The sequence below is a fragment of the Streptomyces sp. NPDC048825 genome (assembly GCF_043198355.1).
Lineage (GTDB): Bacteria > Actinomycetota > Actinomycetes > Streptomycetales > Streptomycetaceae > Streptomyces > Streptomyces xiangluensis.
Window position 1 is genome coordinate 6,196 of sequence record NZ_JBICUR010000026.1, and the last position, 14,642, is coordinate 20,837.

The window sequence follows — 14,642 nt, forward strand, 5'->3', positions numbered from 1 at the left end:
GACGGCGTATCGCCGTAACCACCCGGCGTGTCCGAATCGCCGCCGTCGTCGCCGTAGCCGCTTTCGACGTCCTCGCCGCCATAGCCACCTTCGTCGCCATAGCCACCCTCGTCAGTGGCCGGCGACGACGGCTTCGTCACCGGCGGTGCGGTGGAAGGCTGCGTCGACGGCGTATCGCCGTAACCACCCGGCGTGTCCGAATCGCCGCCGTCGTCGCCGTAGCCGCTTTCGACGTCCTCGCCGCCATAGCCACCTTCGTCAGTGGCGGGCAACGACGGCTTCGTCACCGGCGGCGCGGTGGAAGGCTGCGTCGACGGCGTATCGCCGTAACCACCCGGCGTGTCCGAGTCACCGCCGTAGCCGCTCTCGTCGTCGCCGAGCTCGCGGTCATCGCCGGAGGCGGAGCCGTGGGGAGCACCGTGCGATCCCTGCGTGCTCGCACGACTGGTGTTCACGGGAACCTCGGCGAGCGGGTCCGCCAACGCCGGAATGCCATACAGGGGCATGATGCCCGTCGCGGCGACGGCCACGACCAATCCCCTGCTCAGTTTCTGTCGCAATCTCGTAGTCTTCCTGCTCGTAGATGGGGTAAAAGCCGCCCGGAGTCGAAGGAACTGGTCCAGGACCGGACCGGGCCACAGCCCGTCGGCCGGTGCACTGACAACGGCTGATCGCTGCCGGACCGGCAGGTGCTGTGCGGAATCTGTACGTGTTGCGCGCCAGGGATCGAGTGGAAGCGCCTGCCGCAGGAGTTGGGCCTCGGGTCGTGCATCACATGCCCGCGCCGGCTGCAGGTTCCTCGTCAGCTCTTTCCCCTTCTCTTACGGCTCTGTCTCGAAATGGCTTCCCTTCTCCCATAGCCCGCCCTCCGCTTGATCTTCTGACTGGTCCAGTGATGGGTCCGGTGAAGTGCCGGTACCGGCAGGACGTGCAGCGGTAGATACGGTTCGGGATTTTCTCCAGCAATGGCTGCTTGACCAGCCAGAACCTCGCCTCGAATTCAGCACGGAACGACGCTTTACCTGTCTCAGAGCATCGCGGCAGGATGATCGTATCAGCCACATTCCCTACGAGGTGCTATTAGAATCACATTCTCTCTTCACCAGATGGGGGCAGTCTGATAGTGCATCAGCAGGAATACCATCAAACAGGTGACACCCTTACGGATGAGTAATCATCGGCTTTCATCCGCATGACGCCGGGCGGCGACTGACATGAATTGCGCCGATCGGGTGATCGTCGCGCACTTGGTCCGTGGCGTCCCCGTTGGAGGAGTTGAGGTTCCCCCGGTATGCGGGGGGTGCTGATCAGCCGGTCAGGGCGGTTTAACGGGGTTTCAGGTTCGCTCGTTCGGCCGCTGCCTGGTCGGCGTAGTACTTCTCCTCGAACTCGACAGGGCTGAGGAAGCCGAGCCGCTTCTGGATGCACCGGCTGTTGTAGAAGCCGTCGATGTACTCGGTCTTGACCAGCATTCACAAATTCTCGGCGAGGGCGTTGACATTCACCGCGAATGCGCTCGTTCCCCGCGTTGACGATGGATGTGTGCGGTTGATCCATCCGTTTCATCCCCGGTGCGGTGAGGCTTTCGAGTTCCTCTAGCGGCTTACTGCAGTTCCAGCCGTCGCCATGCCTCGCTGCCTCGTCTTCTGCCGCTTGACGCAACATAGGGGCATCTGGACCTGCGCATTCTCAAGCCGACCTGGCAACGGGTGAGATCAGCTCGGTGAACCGCCGGATGCGGGCCCGCATGTCCGGTGGTGTGCGAGGAGTGCCGGGCGACCCGGCCCTTCTACTCGATTTCGGGTCAGTTGTGGTAGCCCAGGTTCACGGCCAGGGCGGCCACGGTGGTGACGAAGAAGACGGTCCAGCCGACGAGGTCGCGGGACCCCACGCGCAGGTGGGCGATGAGCGGCAGATCAGCGACGCCTTCCGCACCCATCCGCAGGCCGCCATCATCGAGTCGATGCCCGGCATCGGCCCCATCCTGGGCGCCGAATTCTTTGTCTCGGCAGGCGACCTGGCCGCCTCCCCGGACGCTGGCCACCTCGCCTCCGCCGCCGGTCTCGTTCCCGTCGCCAAAGACTCCGGACGCCGCACCGGCAACCTCCACCGGCCCCAGCGCTACAGCCGCCGCCTGCGCAGAGTGTTCTACCTCTCCGCGCAGACCAGCATTATCCGCGACGGCCCCAACCGCACCTAGTACCTCAAGAAACGAGCCCAGGGCCACAAACACATCCCCGCCGTCATCGCCCTCGCCCGCCGCCGCGTCGACGTCCTCTGGGCTCTGTTGCGCGACAACCGCCCCTTCACCACGAGCCCATCGGCAAGGACGCGCACTGCCACAGCAGCTTGACTGGTCATGAAGACTGCGCCGACCTCAGCGCAGCATCTGCCCGTATGTCTCCCGGTTCCTGAGGGAGGAGGTACAGCCCCAAGTGCTGGCGTAGAAAGCTCTCCAACCGTGGAAGCTCGATCGCGTCGGCCGGAAGGTCACCGCGACGGGGACGGTAGAGCTCGACCAGTCGGGCCATCAGCTCTTCGTTGAGCAACGGCACCTGATAGCGATCAATCGTTCCGATGTAGAACAGCCAGCTGAACAGCCGGTTGGCCGGGCAGTGCCCTTGACCCGCGTGCAGGTTCTCCGGCTCGTGATCGTCACCCCACGAACCGACGTACAGGTAGGAGGCGCAACGCAAGCCCTCGTCCAGAGTCGGCGTCGGATCGTCCTTACAGTTCCAATGGATCCGAGCCTCGTCCTCGGGTATGGCGCTCGGCACGGCTGCCAACCACAGTCGGTAGATCTCCTCCACGGCCGCAGTCTGGCATGCCCAGTCAAGGAGATGGTGCGCCTTCCTCACTGATGGGCGGCGCACCGTCGGCTTGACTCAGTCGCGTTGGCGGCATCGGTCCAGCGCATCGCCGGCCAGGGCGACAACATGAAACGGGTCCATCACCGCGACCGCGTCGGGGACTTCTTCAGCTGCGGCGGTCTTGAAGCCGGTGAAGCCGTCCATGGTGACGATCTCGATCCCGTCGCGGAACGCTGGTGTCTGGGCCTCGAGCCAGGTCTTGAACACCTGCTTGGATCGGCCTTCGACCATGTCCAGCAGTCTCGACGGTCCGGTGCCATCGCGGACCGGGGTGAGATACGGCGGGTGTGGCGCCACGCATGCCCATCCACGCCTGAGACCTGAGCAACACAGCGTGGTCGGGATGCAACTGTTGGCCGACCACTTCCAAGCCGAGGTCATCCAGCCGGCAGAACGTCGTCAGGTCAGCAGGCAGAAGGTAGCGGCACGCGCGAGCCTAGGGCGCAACCGCTGATGATCGCCTGGTGGCGTATGTCGATCAAGCGCGGTCGTGGAGCGTGACCTGGTAGCCGTCGGGGTCGGCGAAGGTGAAGGTCCGACCGAAGGGACCGTCGATCGGTGCGGAGACGATGGTGTGACCGTCGGCGACGAGCGCGTCGTGGATGGCCTGGACGTCGGTGGCGTGGAGCCAGATCGCGGCACCGATGCCGGGCTGAGCGACGGATGCGAGATCGGTGCCGGGAATGACGTCGCGGAGTGCGAACGCGATCGGCTTCGTCTCGAAGACGACGGCGTGCGGAGGTCCGGCCGGCGAGCGGACGAGGCCCAGGTACTGCTCGTAGAACGCCTGCGAAGCGTCGAGGTCGCGTACTTGGAGCGAGATGAAGTCGGGGCCGGTGGCGGGCATGATGACGCTCCTTCTTTGCGTGTCAGCTTTCTGACATGCAGCAACCTATGTCAGAATGCTGACATGAGGCAAGAAGGTGTCGGCGTCGACCTGGAGACGTCACTGGGCTACCTGCTCAAAGAAGCGTCGAGCGCCCTCCGCGCGGCCATGGAGGAAGTGCTGCGGCCGCTCGGGATGAGCGTGACGCACTACTCCTGCCTCGAGCTGCTGGCGCAACGACCGGGCTTGTCGAACTCCGAGCTCGCGCGGGGCGCGTTCGTGACGCGGCAGACGATGAACGTGCTACTCCAGGCCCTGGAACGAGACGGCTACGTGACCAGGCCTGCGGAGGCACCCGTCGGGAAGGTGCTTCCCACGCGGCTCACGCCTCGCGGCCGACGAAGCCTCGAGAAGGCGAGCGCGGCCGTCCGGTCCGTCGAGGCCAGAATGCTGGCCGGCCTGACCGAGACCGAGCAGTCAGACGCGTTCCGGATCCTGCAGAGCATGATCCATTCCCTGCGCGGTAACAACGAGGGTTCATAGCTCGTTCCGCGGCGCACGTCTCGTCGCGCTCGGACAGGAGTGCAGCCGAGCCTGAAATCCGTGTCGGCGACCTCGAAAACCGACAGACCCCGACTACACCCTCTACTGCGATGAGCCGCCCAGATCTGAGGCACGGGTCACCTCCGCCAACTCGTCGTCACACATCGACCCCGCAGACGACCTCGCTGACGTTGTCCTACGCAGCGATCGAGTCCGCGTATCCCAATTAGCGGTCGAGTCGTCGCGGGGCACCGGGCGGCCAAGTGCTTTGAGCCATCCAACGGCGACAAGCTCACAGCCATACCCAGAACCCCTGGGCCCGACGATCTTACGAACGACCGTCTCAGACCCACGCTTGGAAGGTAGGACAAGCTAAGGCTGACGGAGAGAAACCTGAAAACTTATAGGTTGCCTGGTCTGACGAGGTACCGCAGGCTGAGGGCTCATTCCGAGAGTCTGGCAATATCCCCTCCTGTCATGGTGACAGCCTCTCTCACCGGGACCGCACTGACCGCGGGCCGACAGGGGAACCAGTGACCGGGCTCGCCACTGCATCTCAGACTGGGGGTATATGAAGATCGGTCGATCGGCACTTGCCAAGCTAGCTGCTGTGCTCGCGGGTGCCAGCCTGTTCCTTCTCGCTTCTGCCCTCCCGGCCCAAGCGGCGAGTTACTGGAGGATGTCCGTGTTCAGCAACTACGCGGGCGTCGGGGCGGACCGCCACTGGGTTGAGGTTTGCGACATGGAGGCGGACGGGGTCGGGGTCTCCGCGACGTTCTATTTCAGGACCGGATCTCCGCGCACAATCGGCGACGGAAATGGATCAGCCGGCGGGTGCGGGAACGCGACGTTCTCCGGCACCGTCATCGGGGTGGAACTGTGTTGGAACGGTTCGGATCTCGTATGTGATTACCGCTCAGTTCCTTCCTGAGGGCTGTCCCGTAATCCCCCGTGGATCAGCGCGCGGCGTCAGATGCGGTGCATCGCAATGCGGAGGGGCGTCCCCCACTGGGCGTATCCGGGCGATCCGACAACGCGGCGAAGTGCCGTTGCTGTCGTCGTGCGCCCGCCGGGGATTACAGAACAGCTCTTAGCCTCGATCTTTCGTGAGGGTCCGTCGACGGAGCCGGCGGGCCTTTTCGTTTCCGAGGCGGGTGGCGAGCAGGCCGTCTCCTTGGGGGGCTTTGTCGAGGCAGAGAAAACCGAAGGCGCTCGCCCCTCTTAAGGAGTTCAAGTTCCTTGTAGTACGCGGCGAGTTGCTCAGGGCTGCGCAATATGTACGAAGAGCACGTCGGCGAACGCCCCAGCGAGCAGGAACGGTCCGAACAGGATCCGGCTGGGCGGGCCAGCCCGGCCCGCGAGGAGAGCGAGGCCGTACAGCGCGCCGAGCAAGTACCCCACGAAGGTCCCGATCAGGACGATGGCCCAGCCGTACCAGCCCAGGACAGCGCCCAGGGCGAGGGCGAGTTTCACATCGCCGAATCCGAAGCTCCTGGGGGCGAGCAGGAACAGCACCTAGTAGCTGGCCCCAAGGGCAAGGGAGCCCAACAGTGCGGTCGTCCAGCGCCCCTCGGCACCGGGCAGCAGCGTGGCCGCGCCCAGTAGGACGAGCGTGATCACCGCGAACGGCAGGGTGACGACGTCGGGCAGCCGGTGCACTGGGACGTCGACGACGGCGAGCAGCACCCCGACCGGGACAAGTAGCAGCCAAACCACCAACTCGGGGCGAGCGCCGATGGCGGCCGCCAGAACGGCGCAGGCCACGGTTGAGACAGCGGCGAGGACGGGCGTGCCCGGGCCGTACGAGTCGCCGTCGGCGCAGCGGGCCCGCCCCAGCCATCCGTTCCCGGCACCGGCGAAGGGGTGTCCGGCAGGGCAGGCCGTTCGCCACGGTTCCCCAGGCAGCACGGAGAGTCGGTACGCGGCGCGGGGTATGAGCAGGCCCATGCTGCCGCCCCACAGGACCGCCGCTGCGGTGATCCAGAACGTCTCCACCGGACGGAGCTTAAGCAACCGTCCGGTGTTGCGGACAGTCCGTACCGTGAGGAGCACGTGCGTGCTGTTGAGGCCCGGAACGACCTGTGTTGAGGCGATCGGGCTGCTGGACCGCCTTACCGATCAGGGGCTCACGACCTCCAGCACGCAGTACCCCACCGCTTCGACGGCATCAGGGACGGCCTGCCCGGCAACTGGGAGCAGAAGTACAAGATCGAGCGGCTGAGTGCTGTGAAGAAGGCTGAGAACGAGCAGACCATCACGCTCGAGGTGCCCGACGACGGGGGCGAGTAGACCCGGCTCCGGCCGGGGCCTCAGCCGGTGGACCAGGCGTGCAGCTGCGCGGCGACCTGCTGGACGCGGGCGCTCTTGCGCTTGGCGCGCATGACGAGCGCGAGGGCTTCCTCCGGCTGTAGCGCAGGATCTGGCCGTTGGTGACGGGCAGCCGCGACCGCGCGGGGCCGCACGGCGCAGGTGGTATGGAAGGCGAGCAGCCGGGATCTCGACCTCGCACGGCTGCCGCGCGCCTTACCGCATCGCGGCCGGCCAGGGGGGTACCCGTGCCAGGTCCCAGGAGTGCCGGGCCGTGAAGGGGCGTCGCGATGGGTGTGCACGACCGGATCGCCGAGCTGCGCCGCGTCGCCCGGGAACGGTTCCGGTGGAGCGACCTGGCCGCCGAGCAGACGGAGGCGATGGAGGCACTGCTCGACGGCCGCGACGTGCTGGTCGTCATGCCCACCGGTTCCGGCAAGTCGGCGATCTATCAGGTGCCGACCGTCATGCTCGGTGGCCCCGCCGTCGTGGTGTCGCCGCTGATCGCCCTGCAGCGCGACCAGGTCGCCGGCCTGCGGGAGAGTGCGGCACCGGACGCCGTGGCTGTGAACTCCGCACAGCCGCAGTCGGCCACCGACAGGGGCTGGCGGGCGATCCGGGACGGTGATGCCGAATACCTGTTCCTGTCCCCCGAGCAGCTGACCAAAGACAGTGTCGTGGAACAGCTACGGGAACTGGGCCCCTCACTGTTCGTCGTCGACGAGGCCCACTGCGTCTCCGCCTGGGGACACGACTTCCGCCCCGACTACCTGAACCTGGGCGAGGCCGCCGAACGGCTGGGCCGCCCGCCGGTACTCGCTCTGACGGCGACGGCCGCGGCCCCGGTCAGGGCGGACATCGTCGAGCACCTGCACATGCGCGAGGCCCACGTCGTGACGACCGGGACCGACCGGCCCACCATCCATCTGGCGGTGCGCACCTTCACCGACGACCCCGCCAAACGCGAGGCCGTCACACGCTGGACGGCCCGAGCGTGCGCCCCGGGCATCCTCTACACCGCCACCCGCAAGGACGCCGAGACGTACGCGGGGCGACTTCGGCAGGACGGCGTGGACGCCGAGGCGTACCACGCGGGCATGAAGGCAGCCGACCGCCGCCGTATCCACGACGGCTTCATGGCTGGCGCTCTCGCCGTGGTGGTGGCCACCTCCGCGTTCGGGATGGGCATCGACAAGTCGGACGTGCGGTTCGTCGCCCACGCGTCCGTCCCGGAGTCGCTGGACTCCTACTACCAGGAGATCGGGCGCGCCGGCCGGGACGGGGAGCCGGCCCGCGCGGTGCTGTTCTACCGCCCCGAGGACCTGGGACTGCAGAAGTTCCTCACGGCCCGGGCCCTGGACGCCGAAGCACTGCGCCGGATCACGACCACGCTGCTCGGCCAGGACGCCCCGCAGAGCCGTAGCCGCACCGCGCAGCTGTGCGGCCTGTCGCGCCGGAAGACCAGCGATCTGCTGAACCTGCTGGAAGAGGCCGGAGCGGTGACCGTCGAGGGCAGGCGCCGCGCGGTCCGGGCTCTGCCCAGCCGCACGGCGGACGAGGCCGCCGAAGAGGCGGCACGGGTGTTCGAGCGGCGGCGCCGCGTCGACCGCTCGCGCATCGAGATGATGCGCGGCTACGCGGAGACGCCGACCTGCCGCCGCCAGTACCTTCTGGGTTACTTCGGCGAGCAGCTAGACGCACCATGCGGGCGGTGCGACGTGTGCGACCGCGAGGACGAGCACCCCGCCACTGGGGCCGGGCACCGGGACGCCGCTCCCCCGCCCGGGCACGGCGGGCTCTATGAGCCGGACGACCGGGTGCGCCACGCGGAGTGGGGTGCGGGCACGGTGATGCGCACGGAGGAGGACCGCCTCGTCGTGCTGTTCGAGCAGGTCGGCTACAAGACGCTGTCCCTGACAGCCGTACAGGAGGGCGACTTGCTGACCGGCGCCTGATGCGCCCGGCGACCGGGCCGAGCAGCAGGTGCAAACATCACAGGCGGTGTGCCCCGCCGCGTCGGGGTACCCGCGCACCGAACACTGCCGGCAGCCGCTGGGGCGGACGGACGCTGCGGCCGGTCTGCGCAGAGGAGAGCTCCATGCCCGAGACGATCAAAGAGCAGACGGTTGAGCAACTGGGCGGCCCGAGCAGCGTGCTGGCCCGGCAACGCCGTGATCATGCCGAGATGGACAGGTTGATGGACGACTGCCAGACCCTGGCGGACGGCGAGGACCGCGAACGGGTCCTGCAGGAGACCGTCCAGCTGGTCTTCAGCCATGCCTTCGCCGAGGAGACCGTGCTGTGGCCGGCCGTCCGGCGCTCGGTCGAGGACGGGCACGAGTTGACCTTGCGGGTCGAGGAGGAACACCAGCAGATCAACGATCTTGCCGCCGACATCGAACGCCTGAGTCCGGCTTCGCCGAAGCGTGGGGAGAAAGTACAGCGGGTCTTCGCACTGATAAGGCAGGACATCCGCGACGAGGAGGACCTCGTCCCTCCCCGGCTGCAGGAATCCCTGCCCGCCGCGCAGCTGCGCCGACTCGACACGGCATGGGACACGGTGCGACGGAGCGCGCCACCCCGTCATCCCGCGGCGCCCGCCCGGCAACGCGGTCCTGGGTGTGCCGCTCGGTCTCTACGACCGGATGCGCGACGCCTTCGGACTGAGCACGTCCATGGCTGCAGCCAAGAAAGTCCTCACCGGTCACGCCGGGGTCCTGGTGCTGGTCGCGGCCGTCGCGATGCGCCGCAAACGACGTGGAACCAACCGGGTGCGGCGCCGAGTGCCGAGGGCACCGCGGGCAGGCCGTCGACGTCGGCACACATCTCCTGATCGGGAGGCAGCATGTCCGTATGGTCATGGGTCCACGCACACCTCCTGGGGGGTCGCACGACCGAGCCCTCCGCAGAGGTCCGCTCGGGTCGGTCGGAGGACACGGGCGGTAAGCCGGACACCGAGGCGGCGGACCCGCACAGCACGACGGGGACGACGCCCAACGACGTCTTCGTGGGCCGGGTCGCGGGCGACGACTCCGGCTACCTGGAGACGGGCGCCGACAAGCGCGCCGAAACGGACACCGGAGAGGGCGACGAGTCCACGACATCGACATAGGGAAGGCACCACCCGGCTTCGGTGATCGCCCAGCAGGCGCCCCGGCCGATGTGGGTTGCTGCCTGTCCTGGTCGGGCCCGTGCACCGGGCTGTCGCCGTGCGCCTGAGAGCCGGCCCCTCGGGGTGCCAGTTTCTGCGTTCTCAGCCGTGCAGGCTCACCACCATCGCGTCGTACAGCGGCGCGTCCGCGAACGGCTGCACCTAGCCGAACCACTCGTAGCCCCATGCCTCGTACAGGCCGCGCACCTTCGGGTGGTCCCGCTCGACGAGGAGCCTGACCCGCTGCTCGGGCCGGCCGCGCAGCAGCTCGTCGTGTATCTGCCGCGCGGCCCCGGTACCGCGGACCTTGTCGACGACCATCGGCTCAGACAGCGCGAACGTGCGCGCCCCGTCCTCGACCGTCGCGATGATCGGTACGGGGGTGCGCAGCCCGTTCCACCATCGGTTGCCGTCCGGCAGGGTGCAGCCGTAGGCGTGGAATGGTCTTCAGTGGGCGGGCTGGCGCTGCTGCCGATGGGCACCCTCTTCTCCGCCGTCCGGATCCCCGAGCGTCTGGTGCACGCCGTTGCCGGCAGCCAGGACCGTGCCGGTAGACGCGTTCCTCGCCGCCGCCCTCCGCGGCGGCCCGGTGATCTGCGATCCGCGAGGGCGCCGCACTACGCGCTCGTACTTGCGAGCACGGCCACGAGGTGGCGCCATGCAGCCGCGGAGTGCCTCGGACGAGACACGTATCTAGGGGTGCCGCGGCTGGACGCTGTGGAGCTGTCCCTTCAGGCGTGGGCCTCGTACTGGTCGGTGCCGATGCCGTCAGCCGCCGAGCTGTGTTCGCCGGAGGCCGTGGCACAGCTCGTCGTGCTCGGGTCCTTCCGGACCGCCGAGGAGGGGCCGGAGTGAGCGGCGGCGAAGGGGTGCCGCAGGACTCCGGCAGCACCTTCGGGCGCATCCAGCACGCCGTCAACCGCGCGTACATGCGATCACAGAAGGCGTACCGCGCCTACTTCGACCACTCCGTCGGATGCGACGACTGCGACCACGGTGGGACCCGGTGCGAGAAGGCCGAGGAATTGTGGCGTGCGTACAAGGACGTACAGAGGAACCGGCGATGACGAAGCAACAGACGACGTATTGGCGCTTGTCGCAGCCCACGGCATGCTTGCCGTGGGCTGCGCCACAGGCCACTTTCTACTGCGCATGGCATGAGCATCCACGGAGACGAAGGCGGCCGACCGTCTCACTTCAACCCGTAACAGCCGGCACCCACGGATCACCTTCTGCGCGACTGCCGCCTCAAAGGCGACGGCGTCCACCACCGCGGGCATGCTGCTCCAGGCCGCCGCCATCGCGCTCCTCGCCGCCGCGACCACGTTCCCCGCCTGGGCCGTCGCCTAGATCCTGCTCGGCATCGGCATCGGCACCGCACTCGTCTACCCGACCGTGCTCGCCGTCATCGGCGACGTCGCCCACCCCGCCTGGTGCGCCCGCGCCGTCGGCGTCTACCGCCTGTGGCCGCGACGGCGGCTTCGCCTCCAGCGCCCTCCTCGCCGGGATCTCGCCGACGCCAACGGCATCGCCACCGCCTCCGGCCCGATCGTCGCGGTCCGCATGTACGAGACACGCCCTCGAACGCCCTGAGTCAGACGGAGACGCGGACGCTTCGTCTGAGAACTGTCTCCCGGATATTTTTGCGGCCATCTGTGCGGCTATTCGCGGGTGCCGACGAGCTGCACCGTCCCGGCGCGCAGGGCCGCGCTGACGGGCAGCACGGTTCCGGCCACGGCGAGCAGCGTGGACATGACGGCGATGCCGGTGATCACTGCGTATGGCACCGTGATGGGTGCCGTGCCGAACAGCTGGTGCAATGCCCCCCACAGACCTATGAGGTTGAGCGCGGTCGCGATCAGTGCCAGGCCCACCCCGATGGCGGCCACCAGGAGCGATTCAGCAATGAAGAACCGCATGACCTGTTTCGGGGTGGCTCCGGCCATCCGGAGCGCTGCCAGATCGCGTCGCCGGTCCGCGTTCGCCATGAGCAGGGTGTTGAGGATCGCGATGAAGCAGAACATCACGACGATCACGGTGGTGGAGCGCTGCCGCACCTCGGTCAGGTGGCGTGCGTACGCGCTGTCCGAGGCGACCAGCTGGTCCCTGGTGACGAAGCGGGCTCCGTTTCCGGCGACCGCCTTGCGGATTGCCGTGGTCGCGGCGGCGCGGTCGGTGCCGGACTCCAGTGAGATGTAGGCGCGCCGCGCGAGTCCGTCGCGGGCGTAGACGGCGGTCTTGGCGAACCGCTGGGGCAGATAGGCGACGTCCTCACCGCGCAGCGCATGGTAGGTGGCCGCGATGCGCAGGTTGGCCTCTTCGCCGTCGGCCATCAGGACCTTGAGCGTCGAGCCGACGTCCATGCCCCACAGATCGGCCACGACCGTGCTGTTGTCGTCCAGGGCGTCCAACGAGCCGTCGACCACCTTCAGATCCATCATCCGCTTCAGCGCGGCACTGTCCACGACGAGCCCGTCGTTGACCTCCAGCCGGCCTTCGTCGTGGGTGTAGACGGTGGTGAGGATGGGGGCCGCGACCTGCACGCCGTCGATACGGGAGACCTTCTCGATGACTTGCGGGCTGATGCCCGGCGTGCGGTCGGGGGCGAGCGCATACTCCGACTTCACCTGGTTCTGCAGCCCGTTTTCGCGTGCCGCGCCGAGCGCGTCGGTGGCGGCCAGCAGGGAAAATGTCAGGCCGACGGTGAGCAGGATGGGCGCGGCTGTAGCAGCGGTGCGCCGCCGTGAGGTCAGCACGCTCTCCCGTACGAGCATCGCGATGGGTCCCGAGAAGCGGCACAGCGGCCACATCAGCAGCCGGGTGAACGGTCCGACGGCGAGCGGTGCGAGCACGGCGGCGGCCAGTACCGGTACCAGCAGCGAGATAGCGTAGGCACTGGGCGACAGGACCATGGCCGGGCCGCCGAGCGCGATCCAGGCAGCCAGCCCGGCTCCGCAGACCAGCCCAATGGCACCGAGCAGCAGTCGCCCCGGGGTCATCCCGGAGTCGTCGACCGCCGCCTCGCGCAACGCCTCGACAGGACGGATGTTGCCGGCCCGCCGTGCGGCGACGGTCACACCGCAGAGCGCCACCAGGACGCCGACCAGGAACGCGGCGGCGAGTGGCGCCAGTACTGTCCAGTGCAGCGAGGGTTCGATACGGAACCAGGGTGGAGAGACACCCATCCCGATGAGCATATCGGCGAGCAACTGCGCGCCGAACAGGCCGAGTACCGTGCCCACCACCGACGCGAAGCCGCTGACCAGTAGCGCCTCGTTCCGTATCATCCGGCGCACCTGACGGGGGGTGGCACCCACGGTGCGGATCAGGGCGACCTCGCGGCGTCGCTGAATCACTGCGAAGGCGAAGGTGGAGGCCACCACGAACACCGCTGTGGTGCCCGCCACACTGGCCATCACCGGCACCAGGGTGACGGTGTTGTCCAGCGCCTCGCGGTCACGGTCCTCGCTGGCATCGGCCTGGTGACGGTCCTGCCCGGTGAGCACGTCGGCTTCCTTGCCGACTGCCTCGCGCACCTTGCCGATCGCACCGAGTGCCACCAGAGCGTCGATCCGTGGGGCGAGGCGGGCCGCTTCGGCGTCGGTGAAGAAGACCGCGTCCTCCCAGTCGACCGGACAGACGGTGCCGCTCACCGTGTACGATCCGACGCCCGCGGCGGTCAGCACGGTCACCTTGTCGCCGGTCCGCGCCTGGCCCGAGGCGACGACGATCTCCATGTCGGAGGCGGGCGCGCGGCCGTCCTGCAACGTGTACCTGCCGAACCGTGCCACCGGCCAGGGATGCCCGACCTGGTCTTTGGGGCCGCCTTCGAGTTGGGCGTAGAAGGCCCGGTCCGCCACGGTGCCGCCGGCGGCGGAGACCTTCCGCAACAGCTCCTGCGATACGCCCTTGGCCTGCGGCAACGAGCGGATGCCGAGGTCGTGGTGGGCGGGATCCCACGTCGGGTCGGAGGGCATCACCACGGCCGGGGCGTTGGCGAACCGTTCCACGGGCCGGTCCGGCAGATCGAGCGTCGTCATCAGCAGTAGGCCCATGGCCGCGACCTGGGCGACACCGAGTACCAATGCCACAACGGTGCCGAGGAACGACACCCAGCGACCCCGCAGGGTCTGGAAAGCCACTGCTAGCACGTCGGCACCGCCAGCTCGGTCATCCGCGCGGCGACCGCTTCGGAGGTGGGTGAGACCAGTTCGCCGACCAGGCTGCCGTCGGCGAGGAACAGCACCCGGTCCGCAAACGAGGCCACGTGCGGATCGTGCGTGACCATCACCACCGTGGTCAGTCCGTCGTCCGCCGGGCTGTCGACCAGTTTCCGCAGTACTTCCAGCAGTTCGCGTCCTGTGGTGAGGTCGAGCGCACCGGTGGGTTCGTCGGCGAAGAGCACGGCCGGGCGGGTCACCAGTGCGCGGGCGATGGCGACGCGCTGCTGCTGGCCGCCGGAGAGCTGACTGGGACGGCTCCCCGCCTTCTTCTCCAGCCCCACCTGGGCGAGTGCCTGCTGCACCGTCCGCCGATCGGGCTTGCGCCCGGCCAGCCGCACCGGCAGCGCCACATTCTGCTCGGCGGTCAGCGAGGGCAGCAGGTTGAACGCCTGGAAGACGAAGCCGGTCGACTCCCGGCGAAATTCGGTGAGTTGGGTCTCGCTCAGCCCCGCGATATCGGTCCCGTCGATGAGTACCCGGCCCGAGGAGGGCCGGTCCAGGGCGGCGGCACACTGCAGCAGTGTCGACTTGCCCGAGCCGGACGGCCCCATGACGGCGGTGAAGCTCCCCTTCGGAAGGGAGACCTGGATATCGCGCAGCGCGGTCACCGCACTGTCGCCCGATCCGTAGGTCTTGGCCAGCGACTCCAGCCGTACTGCATCGTCCATGGCTTCCTCGTCATTGAAGTGTGATGGCGGGATCAGTGCCGGGTCCGCACAGTG

At 68.1% G+C, this 14,642-nt stretch carries 15 protein-coding genes and 4 pseudogenes; 8 read left to right on the top strand and 11 right to left on the bottom strand.

What is annotated here, in order from left to right; all coding sequences use genetic code 11:
* From ACGFNK_RS41160 to ACGFNK_RS41170, 3 genes and pseudogenes are all read right to left on the bottom strand, one after another.
* Positions 1-530: pseudogene (locus ACGFNK_RS41160) on the bottom strand (hypothetical protein); the annotation flags it as partial.
* A 795-nt stretch (positions 531-1,325) separates the two neighbouring features.
* Positions 1,326-1,472 carry a hypothetical protein gene (locus ACGFNK_RS41165; RefSeq protein WP_393425093.1) on the bottom strand — a complete coding sequence of 49 codons (147 nt, stop codon included), beginning with the start codon at positions 1,470-1,472 and terminating at the stop codon, positions 1,326-1,328.
* Positions 1,473-1,804: 332 nt separating this feature from the next.
* Positions 1,805-1,939, bottom strand: coding sequence for a hypothetical protein (locus tag ACGFNK_RS41170; RefSeq protein WP_393425411.1), 135 nt, complete (start codon positions 1,937-1,939; stop codon positions 1,805-1,807).
* On the opposite strand from ACGFNK_RS41170, the pseudogene ACGFNK_RS41175 reads away from it, so the two are divergent.
* Positions 1,907-2,353, top strand: a pseudogene (locus ACGFNK_RS41175) (transposase); the annotation flags it as partial. The gene ACGFNK_RS41170 and the pseudogene ACGFNK_RS41175 sit on opposite strands and share 33 nt — an antisense overlap.
* Before the next feature lie 4 nt (positions 2,354-2,357).
* Here the strand turns inward: ACGFNK_RS41175 and ACGFNK_RS41180 are convergent.
* The 3 genes and pseudogenes from ACGFNK_RS41180 to ACGFNK_RS41190 form a co-directional block, all read right to left on the bottom strand.
* On the bottom strand, positions 2,358-2,810 hold the full coding sequence (locus tag ACGFNK_RS41180; protein ID WP_393425096.1) for a hypothetical protein: 453 nt from the start codon (positions 2,808-2,810) through the stop codon (positions 2,358-2,360).
* Between the two features lie 81 nt (positions 2,811-2,891).
* Positions 2,892-3,193: pseudogene (locus tag ACGFNK_RS41185) on the bottom strand (transposase); the annotation flags it as partial.
* Between the two features lie 155 nt (positions 3,194-3,348).
* Entirely contained in the window at positions 3,349-3,717 is a 369-nt protein-coding gene (locus tag ACGFNK_RS41190; protein WP_168512773.1) for a VOC family protein, read from the bottom strand.
* A gap of 63 nt (positions 3,718-3,780) precedes the next feature.
* Here ACGFNK_RS41190 and ACGFNK_RS41195 point away from each other — a divergent pair, with 63 nt between their 5' ends.
* Entirely contained in the window at positions 3,781-4,239 is a 459-nt protein-coding gene (locus ACGFNK_RS41195) for a MarR family winged helix-turn-helix transcriptional regulator (protein ID WP_393425099.1), read from the top strand.
* A gap of 1,260 nt (positions 4,240-5,499) precedes the next feature.
* On the opposite strand, the pseudogene ACGFNK_RS41200 reads toward ACGFNK_RS41195, so the two are convergent.
* Both ACGFNK_RS41200 and ACGFNK_RS41205 read right to left on the bottom strand, forming a co-directional pair.
* Positions 5,500-6,186 (bottom strand): annotated as a pseudogene (locus ACGFNK_RS41200) (prepilin peptidase).
* Positions 6,187-6,548: 362 nt separating this feature from the next.
* On the bottom strand, positions 6,549-6,701 hold the full coding sequence (locus ACGFNK_RS41205; RefSeq protein WP_393425102.1) for a hypothetical protein: 153 nt from the start codon (positions 6,699-6,701) through the stop codon (positions 6,549-6,551).
* A 135-nt stretch (positions 6,702-6,836) separates the two neighbouring features.
* On the opposite strand from ACGFNK_RS41205, the gene ACGFNK_RS41210 reads away from it, so the two are divergent.
* The 3 genes from ACGFNK_RS41210 (at position 6,837) to ACGFNK_RS41220 (ending at position 9,658) form a co-directional block, all read left to right on the top strand.
* Complete coding sequence (locus ACGFNK_RS41210; RefSeq protein WP_393425105.1) at positions 6,837-8,501, top strand: RecQ family ATP-dependent DNA helicase; 1,665 nt, start codon at positions 6,837-6,839, stop codon at positions 8,499-8,501.
* 143 nt (positions 8,502-8,644) lie between these two features.
* Positions 8,645-9,379, top strand: a complete 735-nt coding sequence (locus tag ACGFNK_RS41215; protein WP_393425108.1) for a hemerythrin domain-containing protein — start codon at positions 8,645-8,647, stop codon at positions 9,377-9,379.
* Positions 9,380-9,391: 12 nt separating this feature from the next.
* Entirely contained in the window at positions 9,392-9,658 is a 267-nt protein-coding gene (locus ACGFNK_RS41220) for a hypothetical protein (RefSeq protein ID WP_393425111.1), read from the top strand.
* A gap of 201 nt (positions 9,659-9,859) precedes the next feature.
* Here ACGFNK_RS41220 and ACGFNK_RS41225 read toward each other — a convergent pair whose 3' ends face one another.
* Positions 9,860-10,018: a hypothetical protein gene (locus ACGFNK_RS41225; protein WP_393425114.1), complete on the bottom strand. Its 159-nt coding sequence runs from the start codon at positions 10,016-10,018 to the stop codon at positions 9,860-9,862.
* Between the two features lie 114 nt (positions 10,019-10,132).
* Here ACGFNK_RS41225 and ACGFNK_RS41230 point away from each other — a divergent pair, with 114 nt between their 5' ends.
* The 3 genes from ACGFNK_RS41230 (at position 10,133) to ACGFNK_RS41240 (ending at position 11,290) form a co-directional block, all read left to right on the top strand.
* Positions 10,133-10,552, top strand: a complete 420-nt coding sequence (locus tag ACGFNK_RS41230) for a hypothetical protein (protein WP_393425117.1) — start codon at positions 10,133-10,135, stop codon at positions 10,550-10,552.
* Complete coding sequence (locus tag ACGFNK_RS41235) at positions 10,549-10,764, top strand: hypothetical protein (RefSeq protein ID WP_393425120.1); 216 nt, start codon at positions 10,549-10,551, stop codon at positions 10,762-10,764. Before ACGFNK_RS41230 ends, ACGFNK_RS41235 begins: the two co-directional genes overlap by 4 nt.
* Before the next feature lie 328 nt (positions 10,765-11,092).
* Positions 11,093-11,290: a hypothetical protein gene (locus ACGFNK_RS41240; protein ID WP_393425123.1), complete on the top strand. Its 198-nt coding sequence runs from the start codon at positions 11,093-11,095 to the stop codon at positions 11,288-11,290.
* Positions 11,291-11,358: 68 nt separating this feature from the next.
* Here the strand turns inward: ACGFNK_RS41240 and ACGFNK_RS41245 are convergent, their stop codons facing one another.
* On the bottom strand, positions 11,359-13,848 hold the full coding sequence (locus ACGFNK_RS41245) for an ABC transporter permease (protein WP_393425126.1): 2,490 nt from the start codon (positions 13,846-13,848) through the stop codon (positions 11,359-11,361).
* Positions 13,842-14,588: an ABC transporter ATP-binding protein gene (locus ACGFNK_RS41250; RefSeq protein WP_393425128.1), complete on the bottom strand. Its 747-nt coding sequence runs from the start codon at positions 14,586-14,588 to the stop codon at positions 13,842-13,844. Before ACGFNK_RS41250 ends, ACGFNK_RS41245 begins: the two co-directional genes overlap by 7 nt.
* Between the last annotated feature and the right edge of the window lie 54 nt (positions 14,589-14,642).